15 protein-coding genes are annotated in these 14,713 nt (G+C 41.9%); 9 read left to right on the forward strand and 6 right to left on the reverse strand.

From position 1 onward, the window contains the following. The first annotated feature begins 103 nt into the window (after positions 1-103). Complete coding sequence (locus HF638_RS05520; RefSeq protein ID WP_169479293.1) at positions 104-994, forward strand: LysR family transcriptional regulator; 891 nt, start codon at positions 104-106, stop codon at positions 992-994. 3 nt (positions 995-997) lie between these two features. Here the strand turns inward: HF638_RS05520 and HF638_RS05525 are convergent, their stop codons facing one another. Beyond that, the gene (locus HF638_RS05525; protein ID WP_169479294.1) at positions 998-1,885 is read right to left on the reverse strand and encodes an AraC family transcriptional regulator; all 888 of its coding nucleotides are present in this window, start codon (positions 1,883-1,885) and stop codon (positions 998-1,000) included. Between the two features lie 154 nt (positions 1,886-2,039). On the opposite strand from HF638_RS05525, the gene HF638_RS05530 reads away from it, so the two are divergent. Together HF638_RS05530 and csaA are read left to right on the forward strand one after the other, a co-directional pair. After that, positions 2,040-2,972, forward strand: coding sequence for an EamA family transporter (locus HF638_RS05530; protein ID WP_169479295.1), 933 nt, complete (start codon positions 2,040-2,042; stop codon positions 2,970-2,972). Positions 2,973-2,994: 22 nt separating this feature from the next. Further along, entirely contained in the window at positions 2,995-3,327 is a 333-nt protein-coding gene (gene csaA / locus HF638_RS05535; protein ID WP_169479296.1) for a chaperone CsaA, read from the forward strand. A gap of 91 nt (positions 3,328-3,418) precedes the next feature. Here the strand turns inward: csaA and HF638_RS05540 are convergent, their stop codons facing one another. After that, positions 3,419-4,099: a TetR/AcrR family transcriptional regulator gene (locus HF638_RS05540; protein ID WP_169479297.1), complete on the reverse strand. Its 681-nt coding sequence runs from the start codon at positions 4,097-4,099 to the stop codon at positions 3,419-3,421. Between the two features lie 136 nt (positions 4,100-4,235). On the opposite strand from HF638_RS05540, the gene HF638_RS05545 reads away from it, so the two are divergent. The 5 genes from HF638_RS05545 (at position 4,236) to HF638_RS05565 (ending at position 9,625) form a co-directional block, all read left to right on the forward strand. Further along, on the forward strand, positions 4,236-5,588 hold the full coding sequence (locus HF638_RS05545) for an MATE family efflux transporter (protein WP_169479298.1): 1,353 nt from the start codon (positions 4,236-4,238) through the stop codon (positions 5,586-5,588). Positions 5,589-5,715: 127 nt separating this feature from the next. Further along, entirely contained in the window at positions 5,716-6,867 is a 1,152-nt protein-coding gene (locus HF638_RS05550; protein WP_169479299.1) for a glycosyltransferase family 61 protein, read from the forward strand. 250 nt (positions 6,868-7,117) lie between these two features. Next, the gene (locus tag HF638_RS05555; protein ID WP_481856138.1) at positions 7,118-7,861 is read left to right on the forward strand and encodes a metal ABC transporter ATP-binding protein; all 744 of its coding nucleotides are present in this window, start codon (positions 7,118-7,120) and stop codon (positions 7,859-7,861) included. A 1-nt stretch (position 7,862) separates the two neighbouring features. Continuing rightward, on the forward strand, positions 7,863-8,696 hold the full coding sequence (locus HF638_RS05560; protein ID WP_169479658.1) for a metal ABC transporter permease: 834 nt from the start codon (positions 7,863-7,865) through the stop codon (positions 8,694-8,696). Beyond that, complete coding sequence (locus tag HF638_RS05565; protein WP_169479301.1) at positions 8,693-9,625, forward strand: metal ABC transporter substrate-binding protein; 933 nt, start codon at positions 8,693-8,695, stop codon at positions 9,623-9,625. Before HF638_RS05560 ends, HF638_RS05565 begins: the two co-directional genes overlap by 4 nt. A gap of 58 nt (positions 9,626-9,683) precedes the next feature. On the opposite strand, the gene HF638_RS05570 is transcribed toward HF638_RS05565, so the two are convergent. The 3 genes from HF638_RS05570 to HF638_RS28515 all read right to left on the reverse strand — a co-directional run bounded on the left by HF638_RS05570 (position 9,684) and on the right by HF638_RS28515 (position 12,614). Continuing rightward, a complete protein-coding gene (locus HF638_RS05570; RefSeq protein WP_169479302.1) occupies positions 9,684-10,679 on the reverse strand; it encodes an alpha/beta hydrolase in 996 nt (331 codons plus the stop codon). 158 nt (positions 10,680-10,837) lie between these two features. After that, a complete protein-coding gene (locus HF638_RS05575; RefSeq protein ID WP_076333964.1) occupies positions 10,838-12,136 on the reverse strand; it encodes an NCS2 family permease in 1,299 nt (432 codons plus the stop codon). Between the two features lie 349 nt (positions 12,137-12,485). Continuing rightward, complete coding sequence (locus HF638_RS28515) at positions 12,486-12,614, reverse strand: DUF6254 family protein (RefSeq protein ID WP_248278042.1); 129 nt, start codon at positions 12,612-12,614, stop codon at positions 12,486-12,488. A 183-nt stretch (positions 12,615-12,797) separates the two neighbouring features. Here HF638_RS28515 and HF638_RS05580 point away from each other — a divergent pair, with 183 nt between their 5' ends. Then, entirely contained in the window at positions 12,798-13,649 is an 852-nt protein-coding gene (locus tag HF638_RS05580) for an aldo/keto reductase (protein ID WP_169479303.1), read from the forward strand. Positions 13,650-13,840: 191 nt separating this feature from the next. Here the strand turns inward: HF638_RS05580 and HF638_RS05585 are convergent, their stop codons facing one another. Next, entirely contained in the window at positions 13,841-14,545 is a 705-nt protein-coding gene (locus HF638_RS05585) for an ankyrin repeat domain-containing protein (RefSeq protein WP_169479304.1), read from the reverse strand. Between the last annotated feature and the right edge of the window lie 168 nt (positions 14,546-14,713).

Raw genomic sequence — 14,713 nt, forward strand, 5'->3', positions numbered from 1 at the left:
TTATGCACCACATAGCAAATACTCATATCTTATAACAAGATATGCTTGAAAGGCATTTCTTATAGGTTTATTGTAGAATATAAAGGATAAAGGAGGAGTTAAGATGGAGATTAGAGTATTGCGTTATTTTCTTACGGTCGCCAGAGAAGGTAGCATTACACGTGCTGCTGATTTCTTGCATGTTACGCAGCCAACTTTGTCCAGACAATTGAAAGACCTTGAACAAGAGTTGGGAAAGAAATTATTTATTCGCAGTAGTTACAGTATTATTCTCACAGATGAAGGTATGCTTTTAAGAAATAGGGCTGAAGAAATTGTAGGTATGGTCGATAAATTAGAGGCGGAATTTGAATCCATGGAAGAAACCATAAGTGGAGATATTTATATTGGCGGTGGAGAAACGGAAGCCATGAAACAGATTGCAAGAGTGGCAAAAGAGGTGCAGAATAAATATCCCAATATACGCTATCACCTATACAGCGGCAACGAAGATGATGTAACTGAGCGGCTAGACAAGGGACTCCTTGACTTCGGTATTCTAATCCAGCCAGCGGATGTCTCCAAATATAACTATATCAATTTCTCCGACAAGGATGTTTGGGGAGTGGTTATGAGAAAAGAAAGTCCACTCGCCTCTAAAGATGCGATTCGATCTACAGACTTATTACATGTTCCACTGATCTGTTCACGACAGTCAATGAAGCAGACATTTTCAAAAAATGAGTTTGCGGACTGGTTTGGTGAAGATTTTGACAAATTAAACGTCGTTACTACATACAATCTTGCATATAATGCTGCCATTATGGTTGAAGAAGGCATTGGTTATGCATTAACACTTGATAAAATAGTGAATACGTCCAGTGAAAGCGACCTTTGTTTCAGACCGCTAGAGCCAAGACTTGAATCTGGCTTAAATATCGTTTGGAAAAAACATCAGGTCTTTTCGACTGCTGCGGATTTGTTTTTAAAAGAAATTCAGGCTAAATTTGTTTAGCATTTATACAGGGTACGGAGAGCACCGAAACTCTTTCGGTGTTCTTTCTTCGTGCTTTTTGAAAGACTGGATAAAGTGATTAACGTGATTAAAGCCTACTTTCTCGGCGATCTCGGTTATTGTATCATTCGTCGATAATAAGAGATCTTTGCTCTTCTTAATCCGGTATTTAATCAAGTACTCGTATGGCGTCATATGAGCCGTTTTCTTAAAACATCGGGTGCACTCTGAAATGCTCAAATGTGCGATATCAGCAATCTCACGAAGCGTAACCGGATGAGCGTAATTTTGATGGATGAAGCTGAGCATTAACTGTAGTCTTTCCTGCTGACGCTTCTCGCTTCTTGGAGTTTCTCCTGAAGGAATTGAAATGTTGGATATCAACACAAACCATAATTGTACCGTTTTAATAGAAATTTCATATTCCCATCCCCATGTTTTCTCCGAGTTGAACGTCTCTCTCATTCCCCAAAGCATGTCTAATATCTGCGTTTCCCACTCCGAATCTTTTGTAATGACAATTGAAACCAAAGAAGAATTTGTATACGGCAGTACATAATTTTTTTCCATGGCACTGTCTACATGAAAGGCTAATAGCTTTTCCGGAAAATTGAAACTAACATATTGACCATCATGTGTCAGCTCTGTTGTGATATGAAGAATTCTCTTGTTGATCAGGATTGCCTGACCCGTTTCCAGTGTATGATCAATTCCGTTAATTTGAATAACCAGCTTACCTTTCGTGACTAATGTGATCTGTAGATCCTCGTGCCAATGTAGATCGTTGAACCCTCTTCCTGCGGGGATACTTGTATGACGTGTATGTGTGTACATGATATAGGGAAACGAAAGATCGGAATACAAAATATCCTCATAAAGTTGCTTCACCATGCTATGACGTTCCTTTCTTTGACGATATATCTATATTATATAGTGATTTAATTGCACGAAATCCACAAAAATAATGATATTATTATATCAAATCTTTGACTTATCACAATAGCCTGTGCACAGACGACCGGATAAGAACTTTGGAGGCTTATATGTGAAAGATAATAAATTGTCCCTGCTTTTTCATCCTTATGTATTGCTTTTTATCGCCATTTTGTCGGTATCCGTCTCTTCAATCATGATCAAATCTTCGGATACTCCGACCGCTATAGCCGGTATGTACAGGTTGTATATATCAGCCATTATTATGCTCCCTTTTATCCCTTGGAAAACGATCCGCTTATTAAAAATGGATTCAAAGGATTGGATCACAGTTTTTCTGGCTGGCTTGCTTCTTGGTCTTTATTTCTTATTTTGGATGGAATCGCTGGTGTATACCTCAGTGGCTAGTTCCATGGTCATTCTGGCGCTGCAACCATTGTTTGTGATGATCGGGTCATATTTTATGTTTAAGGAAAGAGCAAGTATACCTACTGTTCTATGTTTGATTACCGCCCTGTTCGGTTCGGTGATTATCGCCTGGGGTGATATAGGCGTTTCGAGAGAGGCTCTGATTGGAGATAGTCTGTCACTGGTAGGCACCATACTGGTGTCGGCATATATGCTGGTGGGACAGAAAGTGAGTCGGAAAATTGACGCGAATATATACAGTGTTGTTGTCTTTATTACTGGTGGAAGTGTCCTGCTGGTCTACAGTTTATTGAATAACCTTTCTTTGACCCATTACGACTCATCCGATTGGATGTACTTCCTGCTACTTGCGATCATACCCACCATTTTTGGTCAGTACATTTTCAATCTGCTGCTCAAATCCATTGGTGCAACAACGGTTTCTGTAGGCATTATCGGTGAACCCGTTCTGGCGATTATGCTGGCTTATCTACTGTTGGGAGAAACCATCTCTGCTTTTCAATTCGTAGACGGATTAATTACATTGTTAGGTATGCTGATGTACTTTGGGCTGAAATCTTACCATGTTCAACTGCTGAAGTTCCTGCGCTTTAATCGATTCAGAAAATTAGGATAATTAAGAAAGAAGTGAATTTAAAATGGCAACTTTTGATGATTTCTTAAAATTAGATCTGCGTGTCGGCACGGTCACCAAAGCCGAATTTTTTGCAAAAGCGAAAATACCCGCTATTAAACTTGAAATTGATTTTGGACCCGAAATTGGATTAAAAACATCCAGTGCACAAATCACCAAAAGGTATTCATCCGAATCTATTGTCGGAAAGCAGATTATAGGTGTAGTTAATTTCCCTCCGCGTCGTATAGCAGGATTCAATTCAGAAGTGTTGGTGCTTGGCGGGCTGCCCGAACAGGGAGATGTTGTTTTGTTGAAACCTGATTTCGAGCTACCAAATGGTACTGTGATCGGATAATAAGAAGAGACCCACCGGAGTTTTATACTCGGTGGGTTTCTTGTTTTAAATGATTGAGTTTACTTTGCCAAAATCGTGGTGTTCTACTTCTCTACTTCGCTTGTTCCTTAACCACTTGTTCGATCCCCAACAGAATCAGCTTCAAGCCGAACTCAAACGATCCGTCGGTTCCCATCACCTCAAACAGACCATTCTTATACATCCTACTGAAGAGTCCAGCTTCCTGCTCACTCATAGAGTCCAGAAGGCTGATCATCTCTTCATCCGGAATTGCTTCCTGGTTCTTAAGAACAGTAGAGATATTACGCTGATGCTGATAATCGTCCAGAACGAAATAGAATACATAGTTCACAAGCGTGAGAACGGCCTGTAATTTCTGCTCTTGCTCTAGTGGTGTTGATTCCATACAGAGCAACATGCGGTTGGTGAATCGTATCATGTCCGGCTCGTGGGGCAGCGTCATCATCATGAGTTGTGTGGAACACGGGTATCGGCTGAGCACACTCCTTACGGTGATCGCAAGCCCCTCCATCTGCTCCTTCCAGTCCCCTTCAGACTGAAACTCGTCCAAAATAATTTTCGATATCTGGTTGGCCAGCCGTTGGTAGAGTGTCTGCTTGCTCTTGAAGTACCAGTATAGAGATGGAGCCTGAATCCCCAGCTTGTCTGCCAAGCGTCTCATGCTGAATTTCTCGATGCCCTCTTCCGCCAAAAGCTCCCACGAAGTTTCCAAAATTTTATCTTCCGAAATCTGAGGCTGTTGTTTTTTCATCAGTATCCGCCCTTTTATCTAACAGTGTAAGTTTATGCTTTACAGGTTCATAAGTTCATGATAACATCTAACACTGTAAGGTTCAATCTAACAGTGTTAGATTAGATCAATTTTAACGAAGAAAGTAGTGATCCACATGGATGCAGAAAACCTCCATTACTTTGAAAAAGCACCCATCGCCAAAGCTGTAGCTCACTTTGCTGTCCCGATGATGCTAGGCACGTCAATGAGTGTCATCTATTCCATCTTGAATGCCTATTTCCTTGGCACACTGGGTAATACGGCAATGTTAACCGCACTCGCATTAACTTTACCTTTATTCGCGGTTATCATGGCGCTTGGTAATTTAATTGGTATAGGCAGCGGTACATTCATTTCTCGTTTGCTGGGAGAGAAAAAAGTCGATGATCTGAAGCATGTATCTTCATTTGCCTTTTACAGCAGCTTAGTTCTCGGACTTATTGTGATTGCCGTTGGCCTCCCGTTGATCGAGCCAATCGTTCATGGGCTGGGGGCAACGCCTGAATCCTTTGGATTTACGAAAGACTATGTCACGATTATGCTTATTGGTTCACCATTCGTCATCTTATTCTTCACGCTGGAGAATATCGTACGCTCAGAGGGGGCAGCAATCACCTCGATGACCGGTATGATTCTCAGTGTTGTTGTGAATATTATTCTCGATGCGCTATTCATCTTTGTCTTCCATTGGGGCGTGATTGGCGTTGCATCTGCTACCGTGATCTCCAACTTGGTTGCGAGTGCATTTTACGCTTACCATATGAGTTATAAGAGTCAATTCTTAACCATCTCCTTAAAATGGTTCAAAGTTTCTAAAGACATTCTGAGCAATGTGTTCAAAATCGGAGTTCCCGTCTTTGTTATGAGTGTCTTCTTGGGTGCGATGTCGCTTATTCTTAACCTTTTTCTTGTTGAATATGGGGATCAGGCTATAGCGGGGTATGGAATTTCATCACGTTTATTGCAATTTCCTGAGTTTATTCTGATGGGCTTGTGCGAGGGAGTTGTGCCGTTGATTGCCTTCTCATTTACAGCGAATAAATTACGCATGAAGCAAACCATTGGATTTACGATCAAAGCTATTTTGGGCTTAGCCGTCCTGTTCGGTGTTATCGTTTATCTGATCTCTGACCACTTGATTGGTTTATTTACGACTGACCCGCAATTAATTGAAATGGGTAGCTACATTCTTCATGTGACCTTCTTATCCTTGTTTATTACAGGAATGACTTCTTTGTTTATGGGGATCTTCCAAGCAACAGCCCAGGGAACCGCCGCGTTTGTTATGTCCATCATTCAAGGCATCACGCTGATTCCTGTGTTGTATATCGCTAATCAACTGAACGGCTTTCATGGAGTGATCTGGTCACTCGTCATTGCGGATGTCGTGGCGTTTCTTGTTGGTGCCATCATGCTCTATGTTCTGCGGAACAAGTTACAGCCGGATTTGGAACATTTGGTACAGTAATTGCACAAAAGGTAATAAGAAAAACCACGGCACCACGTTCGATACCTATTTTCCCATCTTCGTCTCCTTTAAGGGCCGTTTGCATAAATTAGCATCATAAGTAACAAGGGTCTTGGAGGGACGAACAATGAATGAAATATGCAGAAATGTGAATTCGACAGACGAGAGCCCAAATAAGTTCGGTTTCTACAGAGACATTATGGAATGGATTACTTCCGTTTCTCCCGGCGGTGAAGAAAAAATTAACCCTTTTGATTTTGGCGGAGCCGCTGAATTCAAGCTTCCGAAAACCGTTGAAACGGAGATTCACCGTTATTTGATGCCCTATATCCTTTATCCCGAAGGCGGATATGTTGCATATATATCGAATGGGCGTGTTTGGGGAACATCAGGTGCGATCCTGACATCCGACGGAAAACTGATCTTCGACCTTTCCCCCGAATACGATGGAAAACAAAACAGAATGATGACATTGGAAGAGCACCCTGCTTTGCATCGGAGAAAAGCAAAAGAACATCATCATCTCCATGAGACTGCTGCGGTTTTGACTTTTTGCGGGAGTCATAATTATTTCCATTGGTTATATGATGTTCTGCCGCGACTGGGTATGCTTCTGATGTTAAATGTTCCTTTTGAATCCCTGATCATGAATCCGAATCCTCATGGATCTTTTGTGAGAGAAACGTTATCTATGTTTGGCGTATCGGAATCGACAGTGATTCGTACTAGAGATGATTGGGAGTTTCAGGCCGATCGATTGGTCGTGCCTTCTTTAATGATGAATTCCCATTATCCGCCTTGGACAACAGCTATCCTTCGGACGTTTATGTTACCCGGACGCGATACAACACTCCATTCTCCTGCTCGCATTTTCATATCTCGGAGCAAAGCCTCTGCCCGAAGAATAGCTAATGAGGATGAAGTCATCCGGCATTTGGAGCCGTACGGGTTTATTCCTGTTTGCCTGGAGGATTGGACCGTAGCCCAGCAAGTGCAGCTCTTTGCTTCTGCACAAGCAATCGTTTCACCGCACGGAGCGGGATTAGCCAATCTTGCTTTCTGCAGTAAAGGGACCCTTGTTATCGAAATTTTTCATATCCGGCATATAGTACCTACTTACTGGATGATCAGCAATCATAACAAACTTGATTATTATATGATGTATGGGCAAGATAACAGGACGACACAGGACCTTTTTCCAGGATTGGAGGACTTCTCTGTGGATCTGGAACGGCTGGAACAAACTCTTTGTTTAGCTGGAGTAACACATCATAAATAATCAGCGTCAGCCCTTCTCTTCTTTCCCAAGAAATTATAGAAGGGTTTTTGTTGTGTCATAAAAGCCATACGTTGTGATCAATCCATTGTCTGTACAAATTTTTTTATGGTTGACAAAAAGCCCGACTCAATAATATATTGGTTAAAGAAATAAAGTTTCCCTAAGGAAACAAACTAGCGCTTGCGAATGTTTTTTATACTAAGGAAATATATTTTAATAGAGTCAACGTTTGAAGGGGCGAAAAACCATGATACAAATCAGTCAACTGAATGTGGATTACTTTGGTAATCCTGCGCTTCAAAATGTAGATATCGATATTCCACTCGGATACACGATCGGCATCATCGGACCTAATGGAGCGGGAAAATCAACGTTCATCAAATCTTTATTGGGCGTCATCAAGAAACGTACGGGTAACGTTACCGTTAACGGCACCACGATTGCTCATGAAAAAAAGAACATCGCATACGTACCACAGAAAAGCGATGTTGATCTGACTTTCCCTATCACGGTGCGGGACACGATCCTGACTGGAACGTACCCTAAGCTGAAGCTTTTCAGAAGACCCGGAAAAAAAGAAAAAGCCTACGTCGACCACTGTATGGAACTGGTGGATATCGCAGATCTGGCGAACAAACAAATCAGCAACCTTTCTGGGGGACAACTGCAACGCGTATTCATTGCAAGGGCGCTCGCCCAGCAGGCAGATATCTTCTTCCTGGATGAACCCTTTGTAGGTATTGACCTTGTGAGTGAAAGAATCATTGTAGATCTGCTGAAGAAACTTCGGGAGGAAGGTAAAACAATCTTAATTGTTCACCATGACTTGCATGAGGTTGAAGAGTACTTTGACAAGATCATCATTCTGAACAAAACACTGGTTGCTTTTGGAGACGTATCCACCACCTTTACGACGGAGAACATACAGGCCGCGTATGGATCATCTCTAGGCAATATCCAGATTAAAGGGTTGGGAGATGTTCAGAATGATTAACATGTTGTCAACATGGCTTGATATTCCAGTGTATGCACTGAACGCAGGTCTATCTGCGATTATATTGGGGATTGTATCAGGGGTACTCGGCAGTTTCATCGTACTTCGAAAAATGTCGTTGATGGGTGATGCATTGTCGCATGCCGTCTTGCCGGGGGTAGCCATATCCTACATCTTGGGGATCAACGTACTGCTCGGCGCTTCAGTGTTCGGACTCATTGCAGCAATTCTGATTCAATTTATCACCAACCGCAGCACGATTAAAAGCGATACGTCCATCGGCATTGTTTTGAGCTCGTTCTTCGCATTAGGCATCGTTCTCATCACGTTTGCGAAAAGCGGTCTGGACTTAACTCATATTCTGTTCGGTAATATTTTGGCTGTTCCGCAGTCAGAATTAGCGCAGTCCTTTATCATCATGCTCGCCGTAATCGCTGTCGTATCCTTGTTCTACAAGGAGTTGTTGATCAGTTCGTTTGATCCGGTCGTATCCAAAGCGTACGGATTGAACACCAACTTTTATCATTACTTGCTCATGCTTTTGCTCTCCGTCGTCACCGTCTCTTCCCTCTCTCAGGTGGGGATTGTACTGGTCATTGCAATGCTTGTTATACCGGCAGCGACCTCCTATCTATGGACTAATAAATTGCTTCATATGATCATCTTTGCTTCGGTATACGGAGCATTATCCGGAGTCGTTGGCGTAATACTTAGCTTTGAATTCAACCTTCCGACGAGTGCAACGATTGTGCTTGTTGGCGTGAGTGGTTTCGCAATTTCGTTCATTCTGTCTCCGAAAAACAACTTTTTTAAGAAAGGATTGAAAGCACAATGAAAAAACAAATGATTGGTGTTTTTATTACTCTTATGATTATTTTATCCGCATGTTCCGATACAACATCTAATAGCACAGAGGCATCGACTACTCCAGATGAAAAACTAAAAATTGTAGCCACGTATTCCGTTATTGCGGATATGGTGGAAAATGTAGTCGGTGACAAAGCCGAAGTATACAGCATGGTTCCCATTGGAACCGATCCGCATATGTATGACCCTTTACCACAAGACACCAAAAAAATATCAGAGGCCGATCTGGTCTTCTATAACGGACTTAACCTTGAAACGGGAAAAGGCTGGTTCCAGGATCTCCTGAAGGTTACTAACAAAACGGATGCTGCGTTCGTAGTTTCGGAAGAAGTAACACCGATGTATCTTAGCGAAGCAGGCAAAGAAACACAGGAAGATCCACACGCTTGGCTAGACATTCAAAACGGAATCAAGTATGTGGACATCATTACGAAGCGTATCATTGAGAAAGATCCGGAAAATGAGCAATATTATTTGGACAACCAAGCTGCCTATGTTACCAAATTAGAGGAAGCCGATCAGTATGCCAAAGATCAAATTGCTAAAGTTCCTGCGGAGAAACGGATTTTGGTCACAAGTGAAGGTGCATTCAAGTATTTCTCCAAGGCTTATGGTTTTGAAGCGGCATACATCTGGGAAATCAATACGGATAGCCAAGGTACTCCTGATCAGATGAACCGGATTATTGATATTATCAGAACGAACCAAATTCCAGCTCTGTTTGTAGAAACCAGCGTTAATCCGAAGACAATGGAGACGGTATCTACTGAGACAGGTGCCCCTATTCACTCAAAAATCTTCACAGACTCCCTTGCTAAAAAAGGCGAAGACGGAGACACATACATTACCATGGTCAAATGGAACATCGACAAAGTAACAGAAGGTTTATCGCAGTAATCAAAAAAAACGGGTCACCTTGTGGTGACTCGTTTTTTTATGTTTTTTTCGTTTGCAATTAATTACTAATGGGTTGGATTTGTTTCATGTAAGATTTGAATTCCTCGGCGATTTCTTTAAATTTCGTATGATGCAGGTAATGCGATCCCTCCATTGGGATCATTTTGCCCTGTGCCGATTGTTTCACTAGTTCTTCATGTAGCGGAATCCACTGTGGATTGTGCTCGTTATTAGATTGTACGAAGAGCAACATCGGCAGATTACGAGGATAAGTGAGTTTTTCTCCATTTTTGAAATTGGAACCCAGGTGTTTAAGCTCATCGATCAGTGTCGGATTCGTTGAGACTTGATTCGCAATTAACTTCATCTGTTCTTTGGTATGTTCATCGTATGCAAGTGATTTATAGGAATCTCCGCTCACTTTTTGAAGCACTCTCATCAGACCTGATTTTTGAAGGAACTTCATTAAGTTCAAAGGTAATTTGACATCCATGCCAGGTTGATTCGGAACACTGCTATCGATCCCGACAAAAGCAGAAACTTCATCCGGATACGTGTTCACATAAGTCGCTGCGTATAGTCCCGTGATGGAATGCCCCATCAGAATATAACGGTCAATTCCGAGCTGGTGTACAGCTTCATGAATTTCGCTGACGATATTCTCCGTTGTTCTCTCCGTATCGGTTTCGTCACTTAATCCATAACCGAAAGGCTCGATTGCGACAACTTTGTAATCAGAAGTTAATTCATCAATTAACAATTTGAAATCAAGTACTGGCGACGGAGTTCCTTGACCAGGCAGAAGCACAATGGTCTGTTCCCCGCTACCTTGAATGGACACATTCATATTTTTTCCATCGACATTAACATATTGGCCATACGATTCAATTTTCTTTTTCTCGATCCCATTACTGATTGTATGAACGACAAACGTGATGCCCATGAATAGCACCAGCGCGCCGACAATACCTCCAATTATTTTTAACCATAAGTTCCGTTTTTTACGGCCCTTAGTCCCCGTTGTTGTTATATCTACTGTTTTTGCCACATCCATCTTCTCCTGTCTTTATATCTGTAGAGCCGCTCTTGCGACATAGGTATAGTGTAACCATGGAAGATGTCCCCTTCGTGACGGGAATATGAACGGAGTATGAACTGCACAAAAAAAAGAGAGCTGCTTGTTAGAGCAGTTCTCTTATTGATTAGACCATTTTAGTGGTCCAGGAATACAAGCTGAATGAAGAACAATACCGCAAAAATATAGAATATCGGATGAACATCTTTACCTTTTCCACGAAGCAGCTTGAGCACTGGATAAAAGATGAAACCTACGCCGATACCTGTCGCAATACTATGCGTCAACGGAGTAAGGATGATAATCAGGAAGGCCGGAAATGCTTCTTCAAGATCATCCCATTTGATTTTGCTGATAACGTTAATCATAAAGTACCCAACAATAATCAGTGCCGGAGAAGTAATCGCCGGAATGCTTGAAATTACACTTACGATCGGTGTGAAGAATAACGTAAGTGCAAGCAGCACACTTACCGTTACCGCCGTCAGTCCCGTTCTTCCCCCTGCAGCTACCCCTGTGCTGGATTCAATGTAAGCTGATGTTGGGCTCGTTCCGAGCAAAGCTCCACTGGTTGTTCCTACCGCATCTGCCAATAGTGCACCACGCGAGCGTGGGAATTTACCTTCCTTCAGCAATCCTGCTTGTTCAGCAACGCCGAGCATTGTCCCCGTCGTATCAAACAGTGTGATCAACAGGAACGTAAATATGATCGTGTATAAGCCATTCGAGAATACCCCTGCCAGATCCAGTTGCAAAGCCGTTGACGCGAGGCCTTGCGGCATGGATACAATCGATTCCGGCATTTGGAATAGTCCCATGATCCAGGCAAGTATCGCTGTAACCACCATGCCGATGAACAGGTAACCTTTCACATTATAGGCCATCAGCACAACGGTGATAATCAATCCGATAATGGTCAGATAAGTCATTGGCTCTGCCAAGTTCCCGATCGTAATCAAATTCGATTCTGAATCGGCAATAATGCCGGCATTTTGCAGACCTACCGTTGTAATAAACAATCCGATCCCTGCGGTTATTGCATGTTTTAAACTTGCAGGAATTGCATCAAGCAACATGTAACGGAATGAAGTAAGCGATAAAATAATAAACAAAATCCCTGCTATAAATACAGCTCCCAGTGCAACCTGCCAAGACACCCCATATCCGGCAACTACACTATAGGCAAAGAATGCATTCAGACCCATACCCGGTGCGATGACGATCGGATAATTGGACCAGAGCCCCATAATCAGAGTTCCGACAATACTTGCCAGTACCGTTGCTATGAATACTCCGTTAAAGTCCATGCCCGTACTGCTGAGTATTCCTGGGTTTACGATAACTATGTATACCATTGTGAAGAATGTTGTAACCCCTGCGATAATTTCTGTGGGGATGCTCGTGCCTCGTTCTTTAAGTTTGAACCATTTGTCCATGGTAAAGCCAGCCTCCAACTTTCAAATTATACTCCAAAGCTAAAAACAAAAAATCCTAATCTTCATATAGGATTGTAATATTGTCGCTCCTATATTCGTCGTTAGGATTTAACAGCTAAGTCTAAACCAAAACTAAGGATACCCATATCTGTTTTAACCTGAAGTCCATTTCGTATTCTAATTAAAATCACATGCAATGTCAATGAATTAACGATTTGTTCACAGTTATTTACGAACTATATAGATATTGAAGATGTTTTTCATTCGTTTTTAGAACGGGAGATTACTTGTAGTCTATAAAAGTAAAGAAAGACTGTCGAAAATGTTCTCCGACAGTCTTTCGCCTAAATTAAATCGTAGTATCTTTCTCTTCATATTCGCTGGACAATTCTTTTAGCGATTTGATTTTACCATGGGGATGCTGTTCTTGCTTTCGTGACTTCCAGGCAGCTTCTTTTCGTTTCTTCTGGTTAGCCATAAAAGGTATCCTCCTCTGGAAATTGAGATGTATACTACTTCTTTATGATGTCACGCTAAGGCAAATTTATTCCATGTTTTTTAGCTGCTAAGAGGATTAGGCAAGCATGTAAGACGAATTAGATATCTGTTTTTGGATGAGGAATGCCATAATATAGACATGCTATAACTGGAGGGAAAATACATGGAAAAAGTAATTTTAAATAATGGTGTTGAGATGCCGATTCTCGGCTTTGGTGTGTTTCAGATTGCAGATGCAAACGAGTGTGAACAAAGTGTTATAGATGCCATATCTGCTGGGTATCGTCTCATTGATACAGCTGCCTCTTATCTAAACGAGGAAGCTGTGGGCAGAGCGATTAAACGCAGCGGCGTGGCCAGAGAAGAATTATTTGTCACGACAAAACTTTGGGTTCAGGATACAGGTTATGAACGTACCAAACAAGCATTTGAAAAATCCCTGGAAAGATTGCAATTGGACTATTTGGATTTATATTTAATTCATCAACCTTTTGGAGACGTACATGGCTCTTGGCGTGCAATGGAGGAGTTGTATCGTGAAGGAAAAGTACGTGCAATCGGAGTGAGTAACTTCCAGCCAGATCGACTGATCGATTTGATTCTGCAAAACGAAGTAACTCCTGCTGTAAACCAGGTCGAAACACATCCTTTCAATCAGCAGATCTTAACTGGACAATTCATGAAAGAAAATAATGTTCAGATTGAGTCTTGGGCACCTTTTGCTGAAGGGAAAAATGACTTGTTCCAAAATGAGGTATTGGTATCTATAGGTGAAAAGTACAATAAATCGGTTGCTCAAGTGGTTTTGCGCTGGTTGACCCAAAGAGAAGTCGTTGTCATTCCAAAATCGGTTCGTAAAGAAAGAATTATTGAAAATTTCAATATTTTTGATTTTGAATTAAGCCAAGCAGATATCGAGTCGATTACTGCGTTAGATACCAAACAGAGCCTGTTCTTCTCCCATAACGATCCTGAAATGGTGAAATGGATTAGTACTCGCAAACTGGATATCTAAATATATAATCATCCAATTTAATATAATGTAAGTTCTAATCCTGTTCTTGCTTGGATGTGGACTTGGTTCTTTATACTACAAAAAGCCGCTATTATAGCGGCTTTTGTGTGTGGTACGATGATCTGGACCGGCTCCATTCCCCACCGAAAACTCAACATTCTATGTTTTATCTCTTTGATCCTTAAACGTTACTATTTCGCACCAGCCCGTACCAAAATATCTTCAATTTCCTTAAAGCCTTTATTCTTCGCATGACTGAGCGGTGATACCCCATCACGATCCGCTATGTTCACGTCTGCTCCATGGTCAATGAGTAATTGTATCGTCTCCTGCTGCTGAGCATTGCCATCGTTAAGAATGATCGCTTCCAGCAGTGCTGTCCATCCCAATTGATTCACATGGTCCAAATTCACTGAAGTTTGGGTCAGGAGTTCTCGTATTACATCCACATATCCATGCTCTGAAGCTGGAATAAGTGCTGTCCCTCCATATCGATTCGTTATCGCTGGGTCCGCTCCCGCCTCAATCGTCAGCTTTAAAATATCCACGTATCCTTCAGCGCCAGCGTACAGAAACGGGTTATTCTTCATATCGTCCTGTATATTCACATCTGCACCTGCTTCAATCAATACGTTAGCCGATGTTAGATCATTATTGTAGGTTGCAATCATTGTAGCTGTTCGTCCACTCTGATCTTGAGCATTGGTATTGGCGCCCGCTTGAATCCATTTTTTGATGCCTTCCGTATCTCCATCCTCTACTGCCTTGAACAGCTGTTCATCTGGTGAAGTCAGGGTCTGCTCCTCCACATTTGAGTCGTTTTTCACTTCAGGCATGCAGCCTTGGACGATGAACATGCTACTTATTAGGATAATGATTAACAGCGACTTATTCATACTTCCTCCTTTTACTCCAGTGTCACAGTAACCGAAGAAGCGACACTCCAATTCCCAACTGGGTTTATTGTACACGTAGTACCTTGTTATTGAATTAGTTAGTGCACATGTTAACACAAGATCAATCCCATTGCCCATAGTTTATAAAATGCTTGCGCATTCGCATGT

Source organism: Paenibacillus sp. SZ31 (assembly GCF_012912005.1).
Taxonomy (GTDB): domain Bacteria; phylum Bacillota; class Bacilli; order Paenibacillales; family Paenibacillaceae; genus Paenibacillus.